The sequence below is a fragment of the Bacillus sp. PK6-025 genome (genome assembly GCF_056530265.1).
In genome coordinates, this window is record NZ_CP096509.1 from 1,169,187 (window position 1) to 1,182,116 (window position 12,930).

Consider the following 12,930-nt stretch of genomic DNA (forward strand, 5'->3'; position numbering starts at 1 on the left):
GAAGGGATCAGCCTTCAGCTCGGACTTTTTTCATGCGGGGGTGTGAATATTTTTCCGACTTTTGATGAAGCAATCGGAAGAATGGAGGAAGCATCGCGATCACGAGCACCACCCGCAACACTTGGACGGCGACAACGAACGTAGAGTCGGCGTGAAGCGTGACAGATGTTGTCGCCATTTCCGCGATTCCCCCCGGAGCAAACGCCAATATGGCCGTTGTCAGGGAAATGCCTGCCGCTTTAGCGGTGACGGCGGCGCTTAAAATCATTGCAATGATCAGTCCGACGGAGCTGGCAAGTGCGACGATCAGCGTTTTTCTGACGCCGATAAACATTTCTTTGCTGATTTTTGAACCGATCGTCGCGCCGAGACAAATTTGCGACAGCACTGAAAAGCCGTGGGGCCACCAGGCTGTTGCGCTGAGCCCGGTCATTGAAGCGCCTGCGATTTGCAGAACGGCCGCACCGGTCATGCTTCCGAGCAGCCATGGCGCCGGAAACCGCAGTGCTTTCATCGCTTTGCATACCCCGAATCCGCCCAGCATGATCAGCGCAGTCCATGCGATATGAGGCGCTTCAAAAGCCGATGTTCCCGCGGCGATCACTTGGCTGCCGGCAGCATGGGCGTCAGGCTGCTTCGCATTTATCAAAAAAACGAAAAAAGGAATGGTCATGACGACCAGAAGCACACGTATCATCTGCACGAGACTGACGATTGCCGTGTTCGCTCCCACTTCCTGAGCGATGCCCGGCATCGCGGAAAGCCCGCCGGGGGCCGTTCCCACAAAACTCGTCAGCATATCGGTCTTGCTGAACCTCCATAAGACAAAGCCCGACAGCATGGCGAACACGACGGAAAGGAGGAGCATGACGCCGACAATCAGCCAATTTTCCTTAAAAATCGAAATCACGGACATATTGATTTTCTGGCCGAGCTCAATTCCCAATAGCATTTGGCCGAACTGAAGCCAGCCATGATGGATGCCGTTTTGTCTGACAGCAGCCTTTAACGGTGACGGGCGAAACAGCGACAGACAAGCGGCTGCTGTCATTGTGCCGACCATCCAGCCGATCGTCATGCCGGTCAAAGAGAGAAGAAATCCCCCAAAACTGCTGATTAATATCAATAATATATCCCGAAGGAAATCTCTTTTTTCCCTCAAATGAAAAACCTTCTTCCTGATTACTGCAATCATTTTGTTCACTAAGTAAAGTATTTCTATATATCACTATATAATAATTTTAGTGATTGGTAAAATACGAATTTATTTAAAAGATTAATAAGAAAAACTGATCGTTCATTTTTGAACATAACAGATGGAACATATGAATACATTAAATTAGATTCGATCACAAATAGAGGTGAACCGATATGAAACATTCCAAGGAATCATTCACCAAAGTCAAATCGTATCGTCCGTTTCACAGCGCTTTTGATCCGTGTCCTCCGATCGGTAAAAGATATTATAGAACCCCTCCAAATCTATATCTAGGTTTTCAGCCCCGCGGCCTTCCGCAGTTTTCCCCGATGGAGGCGCTGCAAAAAGGGACGCTTTGGCCCGTATTTTACGATCATTATGAAAATCCGTATGAAGATGGGAGGTAAGGGGGGTGACGAACTCTTTACCGCAAGACTATTATCAAAGGCTCCATGAAATTCAGGCCGTCGATTTTGTCATCGTTGAGCTGATGCTTTACCTTGATACACATCCCGATGATACCGACGCCATCAGACAATACAACCAGTATGCCGGATATTCAAGAAAACTGAAAGCAAAGTTTGAATCAAAATACGGCCCTTTGACGCAAGGGAGCCCGGATCAGACGGAATCCTATTGGAGCTGGAAAAAAAGTCCCTGGCCGTGGCAAGTTTAATAGAGGAAGGGAGTCAGGTTCATGTGGCTTTATGAGAAAAAACTGCAGTATCCTGTTAGGGTGAGAGAATGCAATCCGAGACTTGCCAAATTTTTGATTGAGCAATACGGCGGAGCGGACGGCGAATTGGCTGCGGCGCTTCGCTATTTGAACCAGCGCTACAGCATTCCTGACAAAGTCGTCGGACTGCTGACGGACATCGGTACGGAAGAGTTTGCTCACCTTGAAATGATTGCGACGATGGTATATAAATTAACAAAAGACGCGACACCCGAACAGATGAAGGAAGCCGGGCTCGGCGATCATTACGCAGACCATGACAAAGCCCTGTTTTACCATAACGCTGCCGGCGTTCCGTTCACCGCTACATACATCCAGGCAAAAGGCGATCCGATTGCCGATTTATATGAAGATATAGCGGCTGAAGAAAAAGCGAGGGCTACGTATCAATGGCTGATTGACATGTCGGATGATCCGGATTTAAATGACGGGCTGGCATTTTTACGGGAAAGGGAAATCGTTCATTCACAGCGCTTCCGCGAAGCTGTCGAAATTTTGAAGGAAGAGCGCGACAGTAAAAAAGTATTTTAAACAGCAAAAAGCCGAAAATACGATTGGTATTTTCGGCTTTTTGTTTACTGCACAGGGCTCGCAAGCAGCTCTTCTGCGCGGTCGCGAAGCACATACTTTTGGACTTTTCCGGAAGCGGTCAGCGGGTATTCGTCGATCAGAAATACGTACTCCGGAATTTTGTAATATGAAAGCTGTCCTTTGCAAAAATCTCTGACATCTTCAAGCGTCAGCTTTTTGCCCGGTTTGCATTTAATAAAGGCCGCCGTTTTTTCCCCGTATTTTTCATCAGGAACGCCGACAACCTGTACATCGACAATATCCTCATGTTCATAAAGGAATTCCTCTATTTCACGCGGGTATATGTTTTCACCGCCGCGGACGATCATATCTTTTAAGCGGCCGGTAATCCTCACGTATCCGTCCCGGTCCATTTCGGCCAAATCGCCGGTATGGAGCCAGCCGTCTTCATCAATGGCCTTTTTGGTGGCTTCGTCCATTTTATAGTATCCCTTCATGACGAGATATCCTCTTGTGCACAGTTCGCCTTGCTCGTCCGGGCCGAGCGTTTCCCCCGTGTCAGGATCGACGATTTTCATTTCTACATGCGGATGCACTTTACCGACGGTTTCAACGCGGCGTTCGATCGTGTCGGTGACCGTTGTCTGCGTAATCACGGGTGAAGACTCCGTTTGTCCGTATGCGATTGTGATATCCGTCATATTCATTTGCTTCATCACTTTTTTCATGACTTCTTTAGGACACGGGGAGCCTGCCATGATCCCGGTCCGCAATGAAGATAGGTCATAGTTTGCAAAATCGGGGTGGGTGAGCTCGGCGATAAACATTGTCGGCACACCCTGCAGTCCTGTACATCGCTCTTTTTCGACCGTTTGCAGGACGATGTCCGGTTTGAATTCGATGATCGGCAGCATGGCCGCGCCTGACGCGACACAGGCAAGCGTGCTTAGCACACAGCCGAAGCAGTGAAACAGAGGAACCGGAATGCACAGCCTGTCTTCGCTCGTCAGCCCCATTCTGTCGGCAACGATCGCCGCATTATTGACGATATTGTAGTGAGTCAGCATCACACCTTTTGGAAAGCCTGTTGTTCCCGACGTATACTGCATATTGATCACATCATCGTGTGTGAGTGATTGCTCTCTTTCGAAAAGGTCGGCATCAGAGACCGTTTCGCCCAGTTTGGCGATGTCGGCAAAAGCCGTCATATGTTCAGGGACTTTATTCTTGCCAAGGTAGACGAGATTTTTCAGCTTCGGCAGCTTTTCCGGATTTTTCATGATCTCGTCGACCATATCGATATAGGATGTCCCTTTGTAGCCGTCCATTAGAAAGAGGGTGGTGGAATCGGAATGTTCCAATAAGTACTCAAGTTCTCTCGCCTGATAGCTTGTATTGACGGTGACGAGCACAGCGCCGATTCTTGCCGTCGCAAACTGGAGCAGAATCCATTCCGGTATATTGGATGCCCAGATGGCGACATGCTCTCCTTTTTGAATGCCGAGCGCGAGCAGCCCTTTTGCAATTTTAGAGGTTTCTTCAACAAGCTCCTGATACGAATATCTTAAATCGAGCTCAGAATATACAACCGCTTCATGATTCGGAAACCGGCCGGCGGTTGATTTTAAAAGCCCGCCGATCGTTTGTTTTTTTAATGTAATCATAATGCCTCCTTGCCTCCCGAATAAAAACTGTTTCTATTATAGCACTTTGTTCTAGTACCAGGTACTATAAAGAATTAGTTTTTTCTTAGCCGGGAAGATAATGTTAATACTGTTCGGTATTGTGCAATTCCGCCGGCAGCCACGATTCCTGCAATAGCAAGAAATAGCGCTGCCCCGCCGAACTTGATGAACATCATCCCGCCTAAAAAAGGACCGATTGTCCGGGAAATATCCCAATGCAGGCCGAAAAATGCAAAATATCTGCCCCGCATATGATCGGGAGCAAGGCGCGAGACAAAGGTTTGCATGTGATTCAGCAGCATGCTTTCTGCCGCCGTAAATAAAACGGCAGTCGAGAGCAGCCAAAAGATCGATGATGAAAAAGCGAAACCAATCGCTGCCACAGCGTAGCATACATATGATATGGAAACGACCGTTTGGATGTTCAGTCCTTCCGTCCATTTGACAAGCGGAATTTGCATCGTAATGCTAAGAAGGGCGCGGCACACTGTATAAACAGTCAAGATGAATAGGAAATCTTCAAAAAGAGTTTCGAGATAAAGGCGGTAGTTTGACTCCAGTTGAGCATAGAACAGGCTGACGGGGACCGACAAGAACATCACGGACAGAACCGGACGGTGCTGAAAAAATACCTTTTTTGCGGAAAGAAGTTTTTCCCTCTCCAAAATCTCCTTTTGCCTTTTTGACCGCCATACCTCGGGCATTTTAAAATAAACAGCAAGCCAATAGAGAAAAAACGCACATGCCTGAAAGCCGAACATCAGGCTTGGCTGATAGGAATAGACTGCAAGTCCGGCGGCCGGACCGACCGCTGCGCCCAACCCTTCAATGGCATGAAGGACAGCGAACGCTTCAGAGCGACGCCCGCTTTCGGTGCTGTCCGTTATTTGGGCCCGCTGCGCAGGGATGTACAAAGCTCCCCCAATGCCGTTCAGCACATAAAAAAGAGCGAACAGCCAAATGTGATCTGCCATCATAAAACCGGCGGCAGAGACGGTCTGAAAGGCGAGCGCCGCCAGGATCACCTTCCGTCTTCCGATCCGATCCGTCAGTCCTCCTGCGGCAAGCGTCACCGCGACCTCGGTCAGCGGTCTTGCTCCGATGACGAGCATCACCGGCAATATGCCAGTTCCAAGCACATCATACAGATAAAAAAGGAGGAAAGGGGCCAGCATGGCTCCCGTTATTCCGGTCAGGAACTCTCCGAAGAAGCAAATCAGCACGGGAGAACCGTACCTTTGTTTTAAACGGTTCATTTCATATCCTCCTTCAACATAGCAGTGCAATTAGTGTAAAATGGAAAATCATCAGTAAAAAGGACAGAAAACCAGGGGAGAAATTTCCCCTTTTATAAAGCGGGGGATAACGGAGATGAAATCGATCGAACATTACATGGAACTTACCGCGGGAATTAAATGCGAAAGCGAAGGGGAGGCAGAAGAGATTTCAGTCAGTGAAATCGCGGATATTCTGTATTGCACACCGAGGAACGCAAAACTGATTTTAGCGAAACTTGAAGGTTTGCAGTGGATTGCTTGGAAAAGGGGAAGGGGGAGAGGAAACAAATCAGAAATCCGCTTTTTAAAAGAACCTTGTGAACTGCTGCTTGAAACGGCGAAAAATGATACGAAAGAAGGTAAAATCGACCGGGCGAGACACCTTCTCGAAGCATATCAGCATTCGTGTCCGGACGCATTGCCGTCATATAAAGAGTGGCTTGAGCGCGTTTTCGGCTTTCAGACCGAATCGGAGGGCAGCAAGCAAAAAGATGTGCTGAGGCTCATGACCGCGATGGAGCCAGAGCATTTTAAGCGTCTTGATCCGTGCCGTATTTATCTGCGTTCAGAGAGCCATGTCGTTAAGCAGGTATGTGATACATTGATCCGTTTTAATGAAAAGGAAGGAGGTTTTATGCCGCATCTTGCCCACCACTGGGAATGTGACGCCGACCAAAAAACGTGGACGTTCTATTTGAGGAAAGGGATCTATTTCCATGATGGCACAACATTGACAGCTGAGGATGTTAAATACTCGTTTGAGCGTTTTATGCTGGATGATGAAAATAAATGCAAATGGCTCGCAGAGGATATCGGAAATGTTGCGGTCAGGGATGAATATAGTTTTGATATTTGTTTAAAGGCAAAAAACTCGCTGTTTTTGCATCATCTTTGCGATGAAAGGCTGTCTATTTTAAACCGCCATCAGAATGACGGACTGTTGATCGGGACGGGTCCTTTCAGACTTGTCCGCCGGGATGACCGGATTCTCGCGCTTGAAGCGCATGAGCGATATTTTCAAGGGCGGGCTTTTTTAGACCGGATCGAACTATGGTATATGGATGGCAATTTTTCTCTTGTCGACTACGGTTTTTATATGGAAAAAGAAGAACAAAGTCAGGTTTTCGATGAATGGCACGAGGAAAGGAATGTTCAGTACATCTCGGTGAATGCAAACAAATCGGGGCCTCTCAAGCATAAGGCGTTCAGGAAGGCTTTGCGGCAAATCATTTCCCCTTCACATATGGTCAGTGAATTAGCCGGACAACGGACGGCTCCGGCGGGAGGCTTTCTAAACCGGGGTCTTCCGCCTGAATCCGGGGACGACGACATCGGCAAGCTGCTTATGGAAGGCCATTACAAAGGCGATCCGCTTCGGCTTTATACGTTTTCCGAACCGGATCACCGGGAGGATGCGTCATGGATCCAAAAGAGGTGCAGGCGGTACGGCATCGCACTAGAGGTTTGTTATATGAAAGCGGATGAGCTCATGAAGGAAGAAGTGATCGCAAAAGCCGATTTGATTCACGACAGTGCGACATTCGGACGTTCGGAAGAAATGAGCTGGCTGCACCTCCTTTTAACGGAAAACAGCTTTTTACACGTCCATATGCCGGGGGAATGGCAGAGGAAGTCCGCCTTGATGAGGGATCAGCTTCGTTTCATTGATGAGCATTCCAAGCGGATCAGCCTTCTGTGTGAGGCGGACCGCGCCTTGGCAGAAGAGGTTTACACGATTCCGCTATATCAAAACAATATTCGCGTTAAAGCGGGGGAAGCCATTCAAGGCATTGTGCTTAACGAAGAAGGATGGATTGATTTTTACGGCATCTGGTACAAAAAAGAGGCTCTTCTGTAAGAGCCCCTCCATTGTGTTTCTTAATGACCGGAATGTCCTCCATCCGCTGACTTAATTTCCAATATGTCATCAAGAACGCCTTGCGTTCGAAATGAAATCTCATTTTCTGATCCGAGAATGAATGCATGGTTATAAGGGCCGTCCTGCGGTCTGTCCCGAAAAGAAGGCTCGATCTCGGATAAATAGCTGTACATCGTACTGTCTGCCTGTCCATTTTTGAGTAAAAGCAGAGGAGCGTGTTTTCCCAAATGGGAAAATGGCGCTCCGGCAAGCGCCAGCTCGGGCGCGGCCGTTGATGCGAAGGACAGTCCGTGTCCCGGATCTGTGATTCCCCACCCAAAACCGGTGTTTTTATCGCTGAATTTCGCAAACGCAATCGAATTTGCGACAGGAGTATCTCCGGAAATTCTTTTGACTGTTCCATATTCCTTTAATGCATCCTCCGTTTTTTCTGAAACGGCTTTTTTAGGGCCGAGAATATAGATGTTTGCTTTGCCGTCCCTTTTCTTTAATGCTGCGGCCGTCTCTTCGGGAATGCCTTTTTTGTTCACGTACAGGATCGGCTCAGGCATGTGGGCGATCCAGTTTACAGCGGGGAGCGAATAAAGTTCCGCATCTTCCTCGGATGATCCGATGATAACGCTTTTCGGATACTCATCGGCTGCATCCGCGTATTCTTTGTCAATCTCTTTTGCCAGATCAGCCTCGTTCTTCCCTTTCAGCTCTTTTATTTTAAAAGAGTTCAAAGCTTGAAGTGAATCGAATTCTCCGACAGCCATGATTTGCGTTCCGTCTGAAGTGCCCGTCGGGTTCAAGCGCTTGATTTCATTCTGAATCTGCCCGGAGATTTTCCCTTTTTCCGCGATTAAAACAGGTCCGTTATTCGGGTGATGGATCAGATCAGCTGATGCAAGAGCTGCCTGCCATGATCCGCCCGAAACTAAAATCACTGCGCCCGGCCTGTTTTGTTTATGAGTGGCCGGCCATATCGTTTGAGAGGTTTTGATGCTCATTTCTTCCGGTGTATTCGCGTCAAGTCTTGTCGTGTTCTTTGTGTTTTTCACCAGAAGCCCTTCTTCCGCCCGCTTATTGAAATCATTCGGAAGAGAAACGGCGTCTTTTTCTTTCATCTCCGAATGATTCTTTGTATGATGCTCCTTATGTCCGTCCGTGTTTCCCGAGCCGGAATTTTGGCATGCTGCGAGCGGAAGCGCGAAAACAAGCATGACAAAAAGTAAACCGGATTTCAATTTCATGGTGTTTTCCTCCTTTTTGGTCCAGATTACTGAGTAGTATACCCGGGAAATGTGCAAAACTGGTGCAGACATCTCGACATTTGTTACATATTAGAAGGCAGCGTGATGATAAATTCGCTTCCTTTTGGGGTTCTGTTTTTTACTGCAATCTGACCGCCGTGAAGCTCGACGATTTCTTTCGCGATGGCCAGGCCCAGCCCGGTACCGCCGGTTTGTCTCGATCTCGACTTATCGACCCGGTAAAAGCGCTCAAAAATATAATCCAGTTCTTCTTCCGGAATGCCGCAGCCTTCGTCCGCTATCGTAATCTTGACCTGATCCTCTGCTTTTGTTGCGGTGACGGACGCTGTTGAATCAGGATCGGAGTATTGGCGGGCGTTGTTCAGCAAATTTGAGATCACTTGTGAAAAACGGACTTCATCGACTGAGACATAAAGATCCGCCGGGATGTCGAACGAAAGGCTGATTCGTTTTTCCGAAAAAGCGACCGCCGCTTTCTGAACTTCTTTTTTTATGAATGTGTGCAGGTGAACCTGTTTCTTACTGATTTGAAATCCAGGCTGTTTCAGTTTTGTCAGCAAAAATAAATCGTCAACAAGGGTGTTTAAATTGTCCGCTTCCTCTTTGATGATCGACAAGTACTGATTTCTGGCTTGTGGATCGAGTTTATCTCTCATCGCGACATCTGTGTAGCCTTTTATATATGTGATCGGAGTCCGCAGCTCATGAGCGACGCTTGACAGAAAATCGTTTCGTTCTTTTTGAAGCCTGCTGAGATTTGAAGAAAGGCTTTCGATTGATGCGGCGAGCTCGCCGAGTTCATCGTTCCGTTTGATATCAAGCGGAATCGAAGCTTGACCGTTTTTGATACTTTCGGTTGCTTCCTTCAGTTTAATAATCGGCTTCGCTAATATACGGCTGAACCAAAGAATAGCTGCGGCAGTTAAGACGCCGGTTAAGCCAAAGCTGAGGAAAAACCGCTTCGTAATGCTTGCCACCAAGGCTTTTATCGAGGAGGTCTCCAAATACATGAAGACGTAGCCGGCCGTTTCCCGTCCGTTCATGATCGGACTGATCGTACAAATATACTTTGATGTATTCCAATGGGACGATAAAGCGGTCCCTTTCCTCGGGATGTGTTTTTCTTCGAAATGAAGGTGTTCCGTCATGTCTCCCCGGGCAGACTGCGCCAATACGCGTCTATTTTGGTCCGTTATGATTACGTTTGTCCGGGCTTCGGTTTCCATCAGGGTGACGTGGTCTATCGTCCTTTTGTCAAAATGTTTTTCGAGGACGTCTCTGTGGCTGTTGCCCCTTAGTTGGAGCGCGCGGATTTCTTCGTTTATTCTTGTGTTGATAATCGTTGTATACAGCGCCGCAAAAAGGATGGTTTCGATGAAAAGGATTAAAATGAAAAATGAACCTGCGAGCTTAAATGAAATCTTTTTCATGCTCCGGTTCCTTTGCTTGTCCATTTGTAGCCGACGCCGTAGACGGTCCGGAGATGATCTTCAACCGGAAAGCCAGCTTTTTTCAATCGGTTTCGCAAATTTCTCATGTGTGAATCGATGGTGCGGGGCTCGATATCAGAGTTGAACCCCCAGATGTTCTCAATCAATTGGTCTCTCGAAAGCGCTTGATCCGTGTGGTTTAAGAGCGTCCCGAGCAGATCGAATTCACTTGGCGTAATGCCGATTTCCCGTTGATTGACATGCAGGGTATGATGCTGTTTATTCCAGATTAAACCGCGGAACCGGATTTCATGAAACCGACGGGTCCTGCGCAGGACAGCTTCTATTCTGGCAAGCAGCACTTTTTCGCTGAACGGTTTTGTTAAATAATCGTCTGCGCCGCAATTCAATCCGCGCACAATGTCATCCTGCCCGTTTTTGGCGGTGAGCATGATAATCGGAACGCTTGTCAATCTGTGGATCTCTTGGCACACCATCCATCCGTCCATCTCAGGCATCATAATATCGAGAATAACAAGATCAAAATTGTTCATTTTTATTAAATCCAGGGCTTCTTTTCCGGTGGCGGCTTTTGTGCACGAATAATGTTCTAAATAAAGCTCCAGCAGATCGAGCATCCGGATTTCATCATCGACAAGCAGCACGTTCAATGTTTTAGCACCTCTTTAGTCAAAATAAAAGTCCGCTATTTTAAAAATATACCCTATAAGGGTATATTGATCAAGGCGGATCATCTCTTTGTTAAGAAGTATAAAAACCAGACTGCATGGTTTTGTTCGTCAGCTGCCGCCCGCTTGAACGCCTCCCGTATCGCCCGGTCTTTCACATAGTCTGCGATGTCCAAATAAAAATCAACCGTTTCCTGTTCGTCTTTAAATGCGAACTCCAGCGCGTTTCGATACTGTTCCGGACAAGGCTCAGTTATGGAAATGTCAGGCTTTCGGCCGGTAAGAGACGTATAAAATGTTAAGAACGCATTAAAGTGGCGAATTTCATCTTGTCTGATTTCTAAAATCCGCTTTTTTGTTTCGGAATCCGGCGCCTTTTGGGCGATTTTTTGATAGCAGACGACCGCGCTGTGCTCTCCGTTTACCGCTTTTTCAAGATCCTTGATCAGCTTGTCGTTTTGCCTGGCGGGATAGGCGGGAAGATACGGCTGAACATACCACATCTTTTTCACCTCAACACTTTATATTTGACGTCCTGTCATTATATGTATGTGCTTGCATGCATGTGCCTATGGAAGGTTGAGCCTCGAACATGTGTCAAAATGATGTGCGGTGAGCACAATCTATTTTAAAAAAATGAAGTTTGACGTAAAATGGTTGTTAGTGCCGAATTAATGACATACATATCAAAATGGAGTGAGACTATTGAAAAAGGTAATATTGACGGCCGTGGCTTTATTGATGTCGGTTGTTTTGTTCGCCGGCTGCCAGGCGGAAAAAGGGGGATCAGCCAAGGGGAAGTCTGAAAAAGTTCAAATTACGGTTTCCGCGGCTGCGAGTCTCAAAGATGTATTAGCGGAACTTTCCTCCGTATATGAGAAAGAACATCCGAATGTCTCCATAAAGTTTAATTTTGGTTCATCGGGTGCATTGCAGCAGCAGATCGAACAGGGCGCTCCGGCTGACTTGTTTTTTTCTGCCGCCGAGGACAAATTTAATAGAGTAGTTAATCAGGGGTTAATTGACAAAAAAGACTCTGTCAAGCTGGTCGAAAACAGTCTGGTGCTGATCGTTCCGAAAGGGAAAAATCAGCATGTCAACAGCTTCAAAGATTTGGCGGAGGGCAAAATCGAAAAACTTGCGGTCGGCAAACCCGAATCAGTGCCAGCCGGAAAATACGCAAAAGAAACGTTGACGAACCTTGACGTATGGTCTAAAGTGCAATCTAAAATCGTCTACTGCAAAGATGTAAGGCAGGTCCTTTCTTATATCGAAACAGGCAACGCGGATGCCGGAATCGTTTACCGGACGGACGCCCTTTCATCAGATCAGGTCGAGACTGTCGAGACGGCGAAAAGCGATCTGCATACACCGATTGTCTACCCGCTCGGAATTGTAAAAAATACAAAGCACAGGGAACAGTCTGAGGAATTTTATCAATTCCTGCAAAGCGACCAAGCCGTTAAGGCAATGGAAAAGTACGGATTTAAGAAGGGCTGACCGCCGTTATGCTTGAGGAATTCTTTTCCCCGATTGAAATTTCAATTCAAGTATCAGTCGCAGCGGGCATCATCGCAGTTTTGCTTGGAACTGCTGCGGCGAGGCTCCTGGCGAACAGAAACTTTAAAGGCAAGTCTGTTATCGAGACGGTGATGATGCTGCCGCTCGTTCTGCCGCCGACCGTTGTCGGATTCTTTTTAATCGTGATCTTCGGAAGGCAGAGCGTGATCGGACGCTTGATAGAAAACGTATTTCAAGCACCGGTTATTTTTACCTGGTGGGCAGCCGTGATCGCCGCTGCGGTTGTCGCGTTCCCGTTAATGTATCAGTCAGCAAAATCAGGATTTTCGGCTGTCGACCGCGATATCGAGGATGCCGCGAGGGTTGATGGAGCAAGCGAGTGGAGGGTGTTCCTCTTTGTCACCGTTCCCCTCGCATCAAATGGAATCATGACGGGGATTGTACTCAGCTTTGCGAGGGCGCTTGGCGAGTTTGGCGCAACGCTGATGTTTGCGGGTATCATCCCGGGGGTGACGCAGACGGTGCCGACGGCGATATACTTGGCGATCGATTCGGGAAATATGACGCTGGCATGGATGTGGGTCGCCTCTATCGCGATCATCTCGTTTTTGATGCTGTTTTTTGTGCAGTTCAAGCAAAAATAGCCGTATGGGGTGCAAGTGCTCATACGGTTTTTTCCCAGTTTTGGAGAATGGTTATTTTGCAGATGTTTCGATAGAATAAAGAGT

At 47.5% G+C, this 12,930-nt stretch carries 13 protein-coding genes; 6 read left to right on the forward strand and 7 right to left on the reverse strand.

All coding sequences use genetic code 11. From position 1 onward, the window contains the following. Positions 1-7 precede the first annotated feature (7 nt). Positions 8-1,162 (reverse strand): AbrB family transcriptional regulator, encoded by a 1,155-nt coding sequence (locus M1D67_RS05925; protein WP_105980863.1) that lies wholly within the window; start codon positions 1,160-1,162, stop codon positions 8-10. A gap of 209 nt (positions 1,163-1,371) precedes the next feature. On the opposite strand from M1D67_RS05925, the gene M1D67_RS05930 reads away from it, so the two are divergent. Genes M1D67_RS05930 through M1D67_RS05940 form a run of 3 tightly spaced genes read left to right on the forward strand, consistent with a single transcriptional unit; the run spans position 1,372 to position 2,465 of the window. Beyond that, on the forward strand, positions 1,372-1,605 hold the full coding sequence (locus tag M1D67_RS05930; protein WP_020450858.1) for a spore coat associated protein CotJA: 234 nt from the start codon (positions 1,372-1,374) through the stop codon (positions 1,603-1,605). Positions 1,606-1,610: 5 nt separating this feature from the next. Further along, the gene (locus M1D67_RS05935) at positions 1,611-1,874 is read left to right on the forward strand and encodes a spore coat protein CotJB (protein WP_020450859.1); all 264 of its coding nucleotides are present in this window, start codon (positions 1,611-1,613) and stop codon (positions 1,872-1,874) included. A 21-nt stretch (positions 1,875-1,895) separates the two neighbouring features. After that, on the forward strand, positions 1,896-2,465 hold the full coding sequence (locus M1D67_RS05940) for a manganese catalase family protein (protein ID WP_023856600.1): 570 nt from the start codon (positions 1,896-1,898) through the stop codon (positions 2,463-2,465). A gap of 44 nt (positions 2,466-2,509) precedes the next feature. Here M1D67_RS05940 and M1D67_RS05945 read toward each other — a convergent pair whose 3' ends face one another. Both M1D67_RS05945 and M1D67_RS05950 read right to left on the reverse strand, forming a co-directional pair. After that, positions 2,510-4,129, reverse strand: coding sequence for an AMP-binding protein (locus tag M1D67_RS05945; protein WP_023856601.1), 1,620 nt, complete (start codon positions 4,127-4,129; stop codon positions 2,510-2,512). Positions 4,130-4,203: 74 nt separating this feature from the next. Next, positions 4,204-5,406 (reverse strand): MDR family MFS transporter, encoded by a 1,203-nt coding sequence (locus tag M1D67_RS05950; RefSeq protein ID WP_479831664.1) that lies wholly within the window; start codon positions 5,404-5,406, stop codon positions 4,204-4,206. 115 nt (positions 5,407-5,521) lie between these two features. Between M1D67_RS05950 and M1D67_RS05955 the strand changes: the two genes are divergently transcribed. Next, positions 5,522-7,285, forward strand: a complete 1,764-nt coding sequence (locus tag M1D67_RS05955) for an ABC transporter substrate-binding protein (protein WP_479831665.1) — start codon at positions 5,522-5,524, stop codon at positions 7,283-7,285. A gap of 20 nt (positions 7,286-7,305) precedes the next feature. Here the strand turns inward: M1D67_RS05955 and M1D67_RS05960 are convergent, their stop codons facing one another. From M1D67_RS05960 to M1D67_RS05975, 4 genes are all read right to left on the reverse strand, one after another. Further along, positions 7,306-8,541 (reverse strand): cell wall-binding repeat-containing protein, encoded by a 1,236-nt coding sequence (locus M1D67_RS05960; protein ID WP_026579932.1) that lies wholly within the window; start codon positions 8,539-8,541, stop codon positions 7,306-7,308. 83 nt (positions 8,542-8,624) lie between these two features. After that, the gene (locus tag M1D67_RS05965; protein WP_448155604.1) at positions 8,625-9,992 is read right to left on the reverse strand and encodes a HAMP domain-containing sensor histidine kinase; all 1,368 of its coding nucleotides are present in this window, start codon (positions 9,990-9,992) and stop codon (positions 8,625-8,627) included. Beyond that, the gene (locus M1D67_RS05970; protein ID WP_479831839.1) at positions 9,989-10,630 is read right to left on the reverse strand and encodes a response regulator transcription factor; all 642 of its coding nucleotides are present in this window, start codon (positions 10,628-10,630) and stop codon (positions 9,989-9,991) included. The genes M1D67_RS05965 and M1D67_RS05970 overlap by 4 nt, the downstream gene beginning before the upstream one ends. A 113-nt stretch (positions 10,631-10,743) precedes the next feature. Continuing rightward, a complete protein-coding gene (locus tag M1D67_RS05975; RefSeq protein WP_020450867.1) occupies positions 10,744-11,184 on the reverse strand; it encodes a ferritin-like domain-containing protein in 441 nt (146 codons plus the stop codon). 238 nt (positions 11,185-11,422) lie between these two features. Here M1D67_RS05975 and modA point away from each other — a divergent pair, with 238 nt between their 5' ends. Both modA and modB read left to right on the forward strand, forming a co-directional pair. Then, a complete protein-coding gene (gene modA / locus M1D67_RS05980; protein WP_448155747.1) occupies positions 11,423-12,181 on the forward strand; it encodes a molybdate ABC transporter substrate-binding protein in 759 nt (252 codons plus the stop codon). 8 nt (positions 12,182-12,189) lie between these two features. Continuing rightward, positions 12,190-12,846, forward strand: a complete 657-nt coding sequence (gene modB, locus M1D67_RS05985; protein ID WP_003180426.1) for a molybdate ABC transporter permease subunit — start codon at positions 12,190-12,192, stop codon at positions 12,844-12,846. The last annotated feature ends 84 nt before the right edge of the window (positions 12,847-12,930 follow it).

Coding starts and splice junctions, on each gene's coding strand:
- modB (WP_003180426.1), top strand. CDS start 12,190: ATGCTTGAGGAATTCTTTTCCCCGATTGAAATTTCAATTCAAGTATCA.
- M1D67_RS05970 (WP_479831839.1), bottom strand. CDS start 10,630: ATGCTCGATCTGCTGGAGCTTTATTTAGAACATTATTCGTGCACAAAA.
- M1D67_RS05975 (WP_020450867.1), bottom strand. CDS start 11,184: ATGTGGTATGTTCAGCCGTATCTTCCCGCCTATCCCGCCAGGCAAAAC.
- M1D67_RS05960 (WP_026579932.1), bottom strand. CDS start 8,541: ATGAAATTGAAATCCGGTTTACTTTTTGTCATGCTTGTTTTCGCGCTT.
- M1D67_RS05930 (WP_020450858.1), top strand. CDS start 1,372: ATGAAACATTCCAAGGAATCATTCACCAAAGTCAAATCGTATCGTCCG.
- modA (WP_448155747.1), top strand. CDS start 11,423: ATGTCGGTTGTTTTGTTCGCCGGCTGCCAGGCGGAAAAAGGGGGATCA.
- M1D67_RS05965 (WP_448155604.1), bottom strand. CDS start 9,992: ATGAAAAAGATTTCATTTAAGCTCGCAGGTTCATTTTTCATTTTAATC.
- M1D67_RS05945 (WP_023856601.1), bottom strand. CDS start 4,129: ATGATTACATTAAAAAAACAAACGATCGGCGGGCTTTTAAAATCAACC.
- M1D67_RS05940 (WP_023856600.1), top strand. CDS start 1,896: ATGTGGCTTTATGAGAAAAAACTGCAGTATCCTGTTAGGGTGAGAGAA.
- M1D67_RS05955 (WP_479831665.1), top strand. CDS start 5,522: ATGAAATCGATCGAACATTACATGGAACTTACCGCGGGAATTAAATGC.
- M1D67_RS05950 (WP_479831664.1), bottom strand. CDS start 5,406: ATGAACCGTTTAAAACAAAGGTACGGTTCTCCCGTGCTGATTTGCTTC.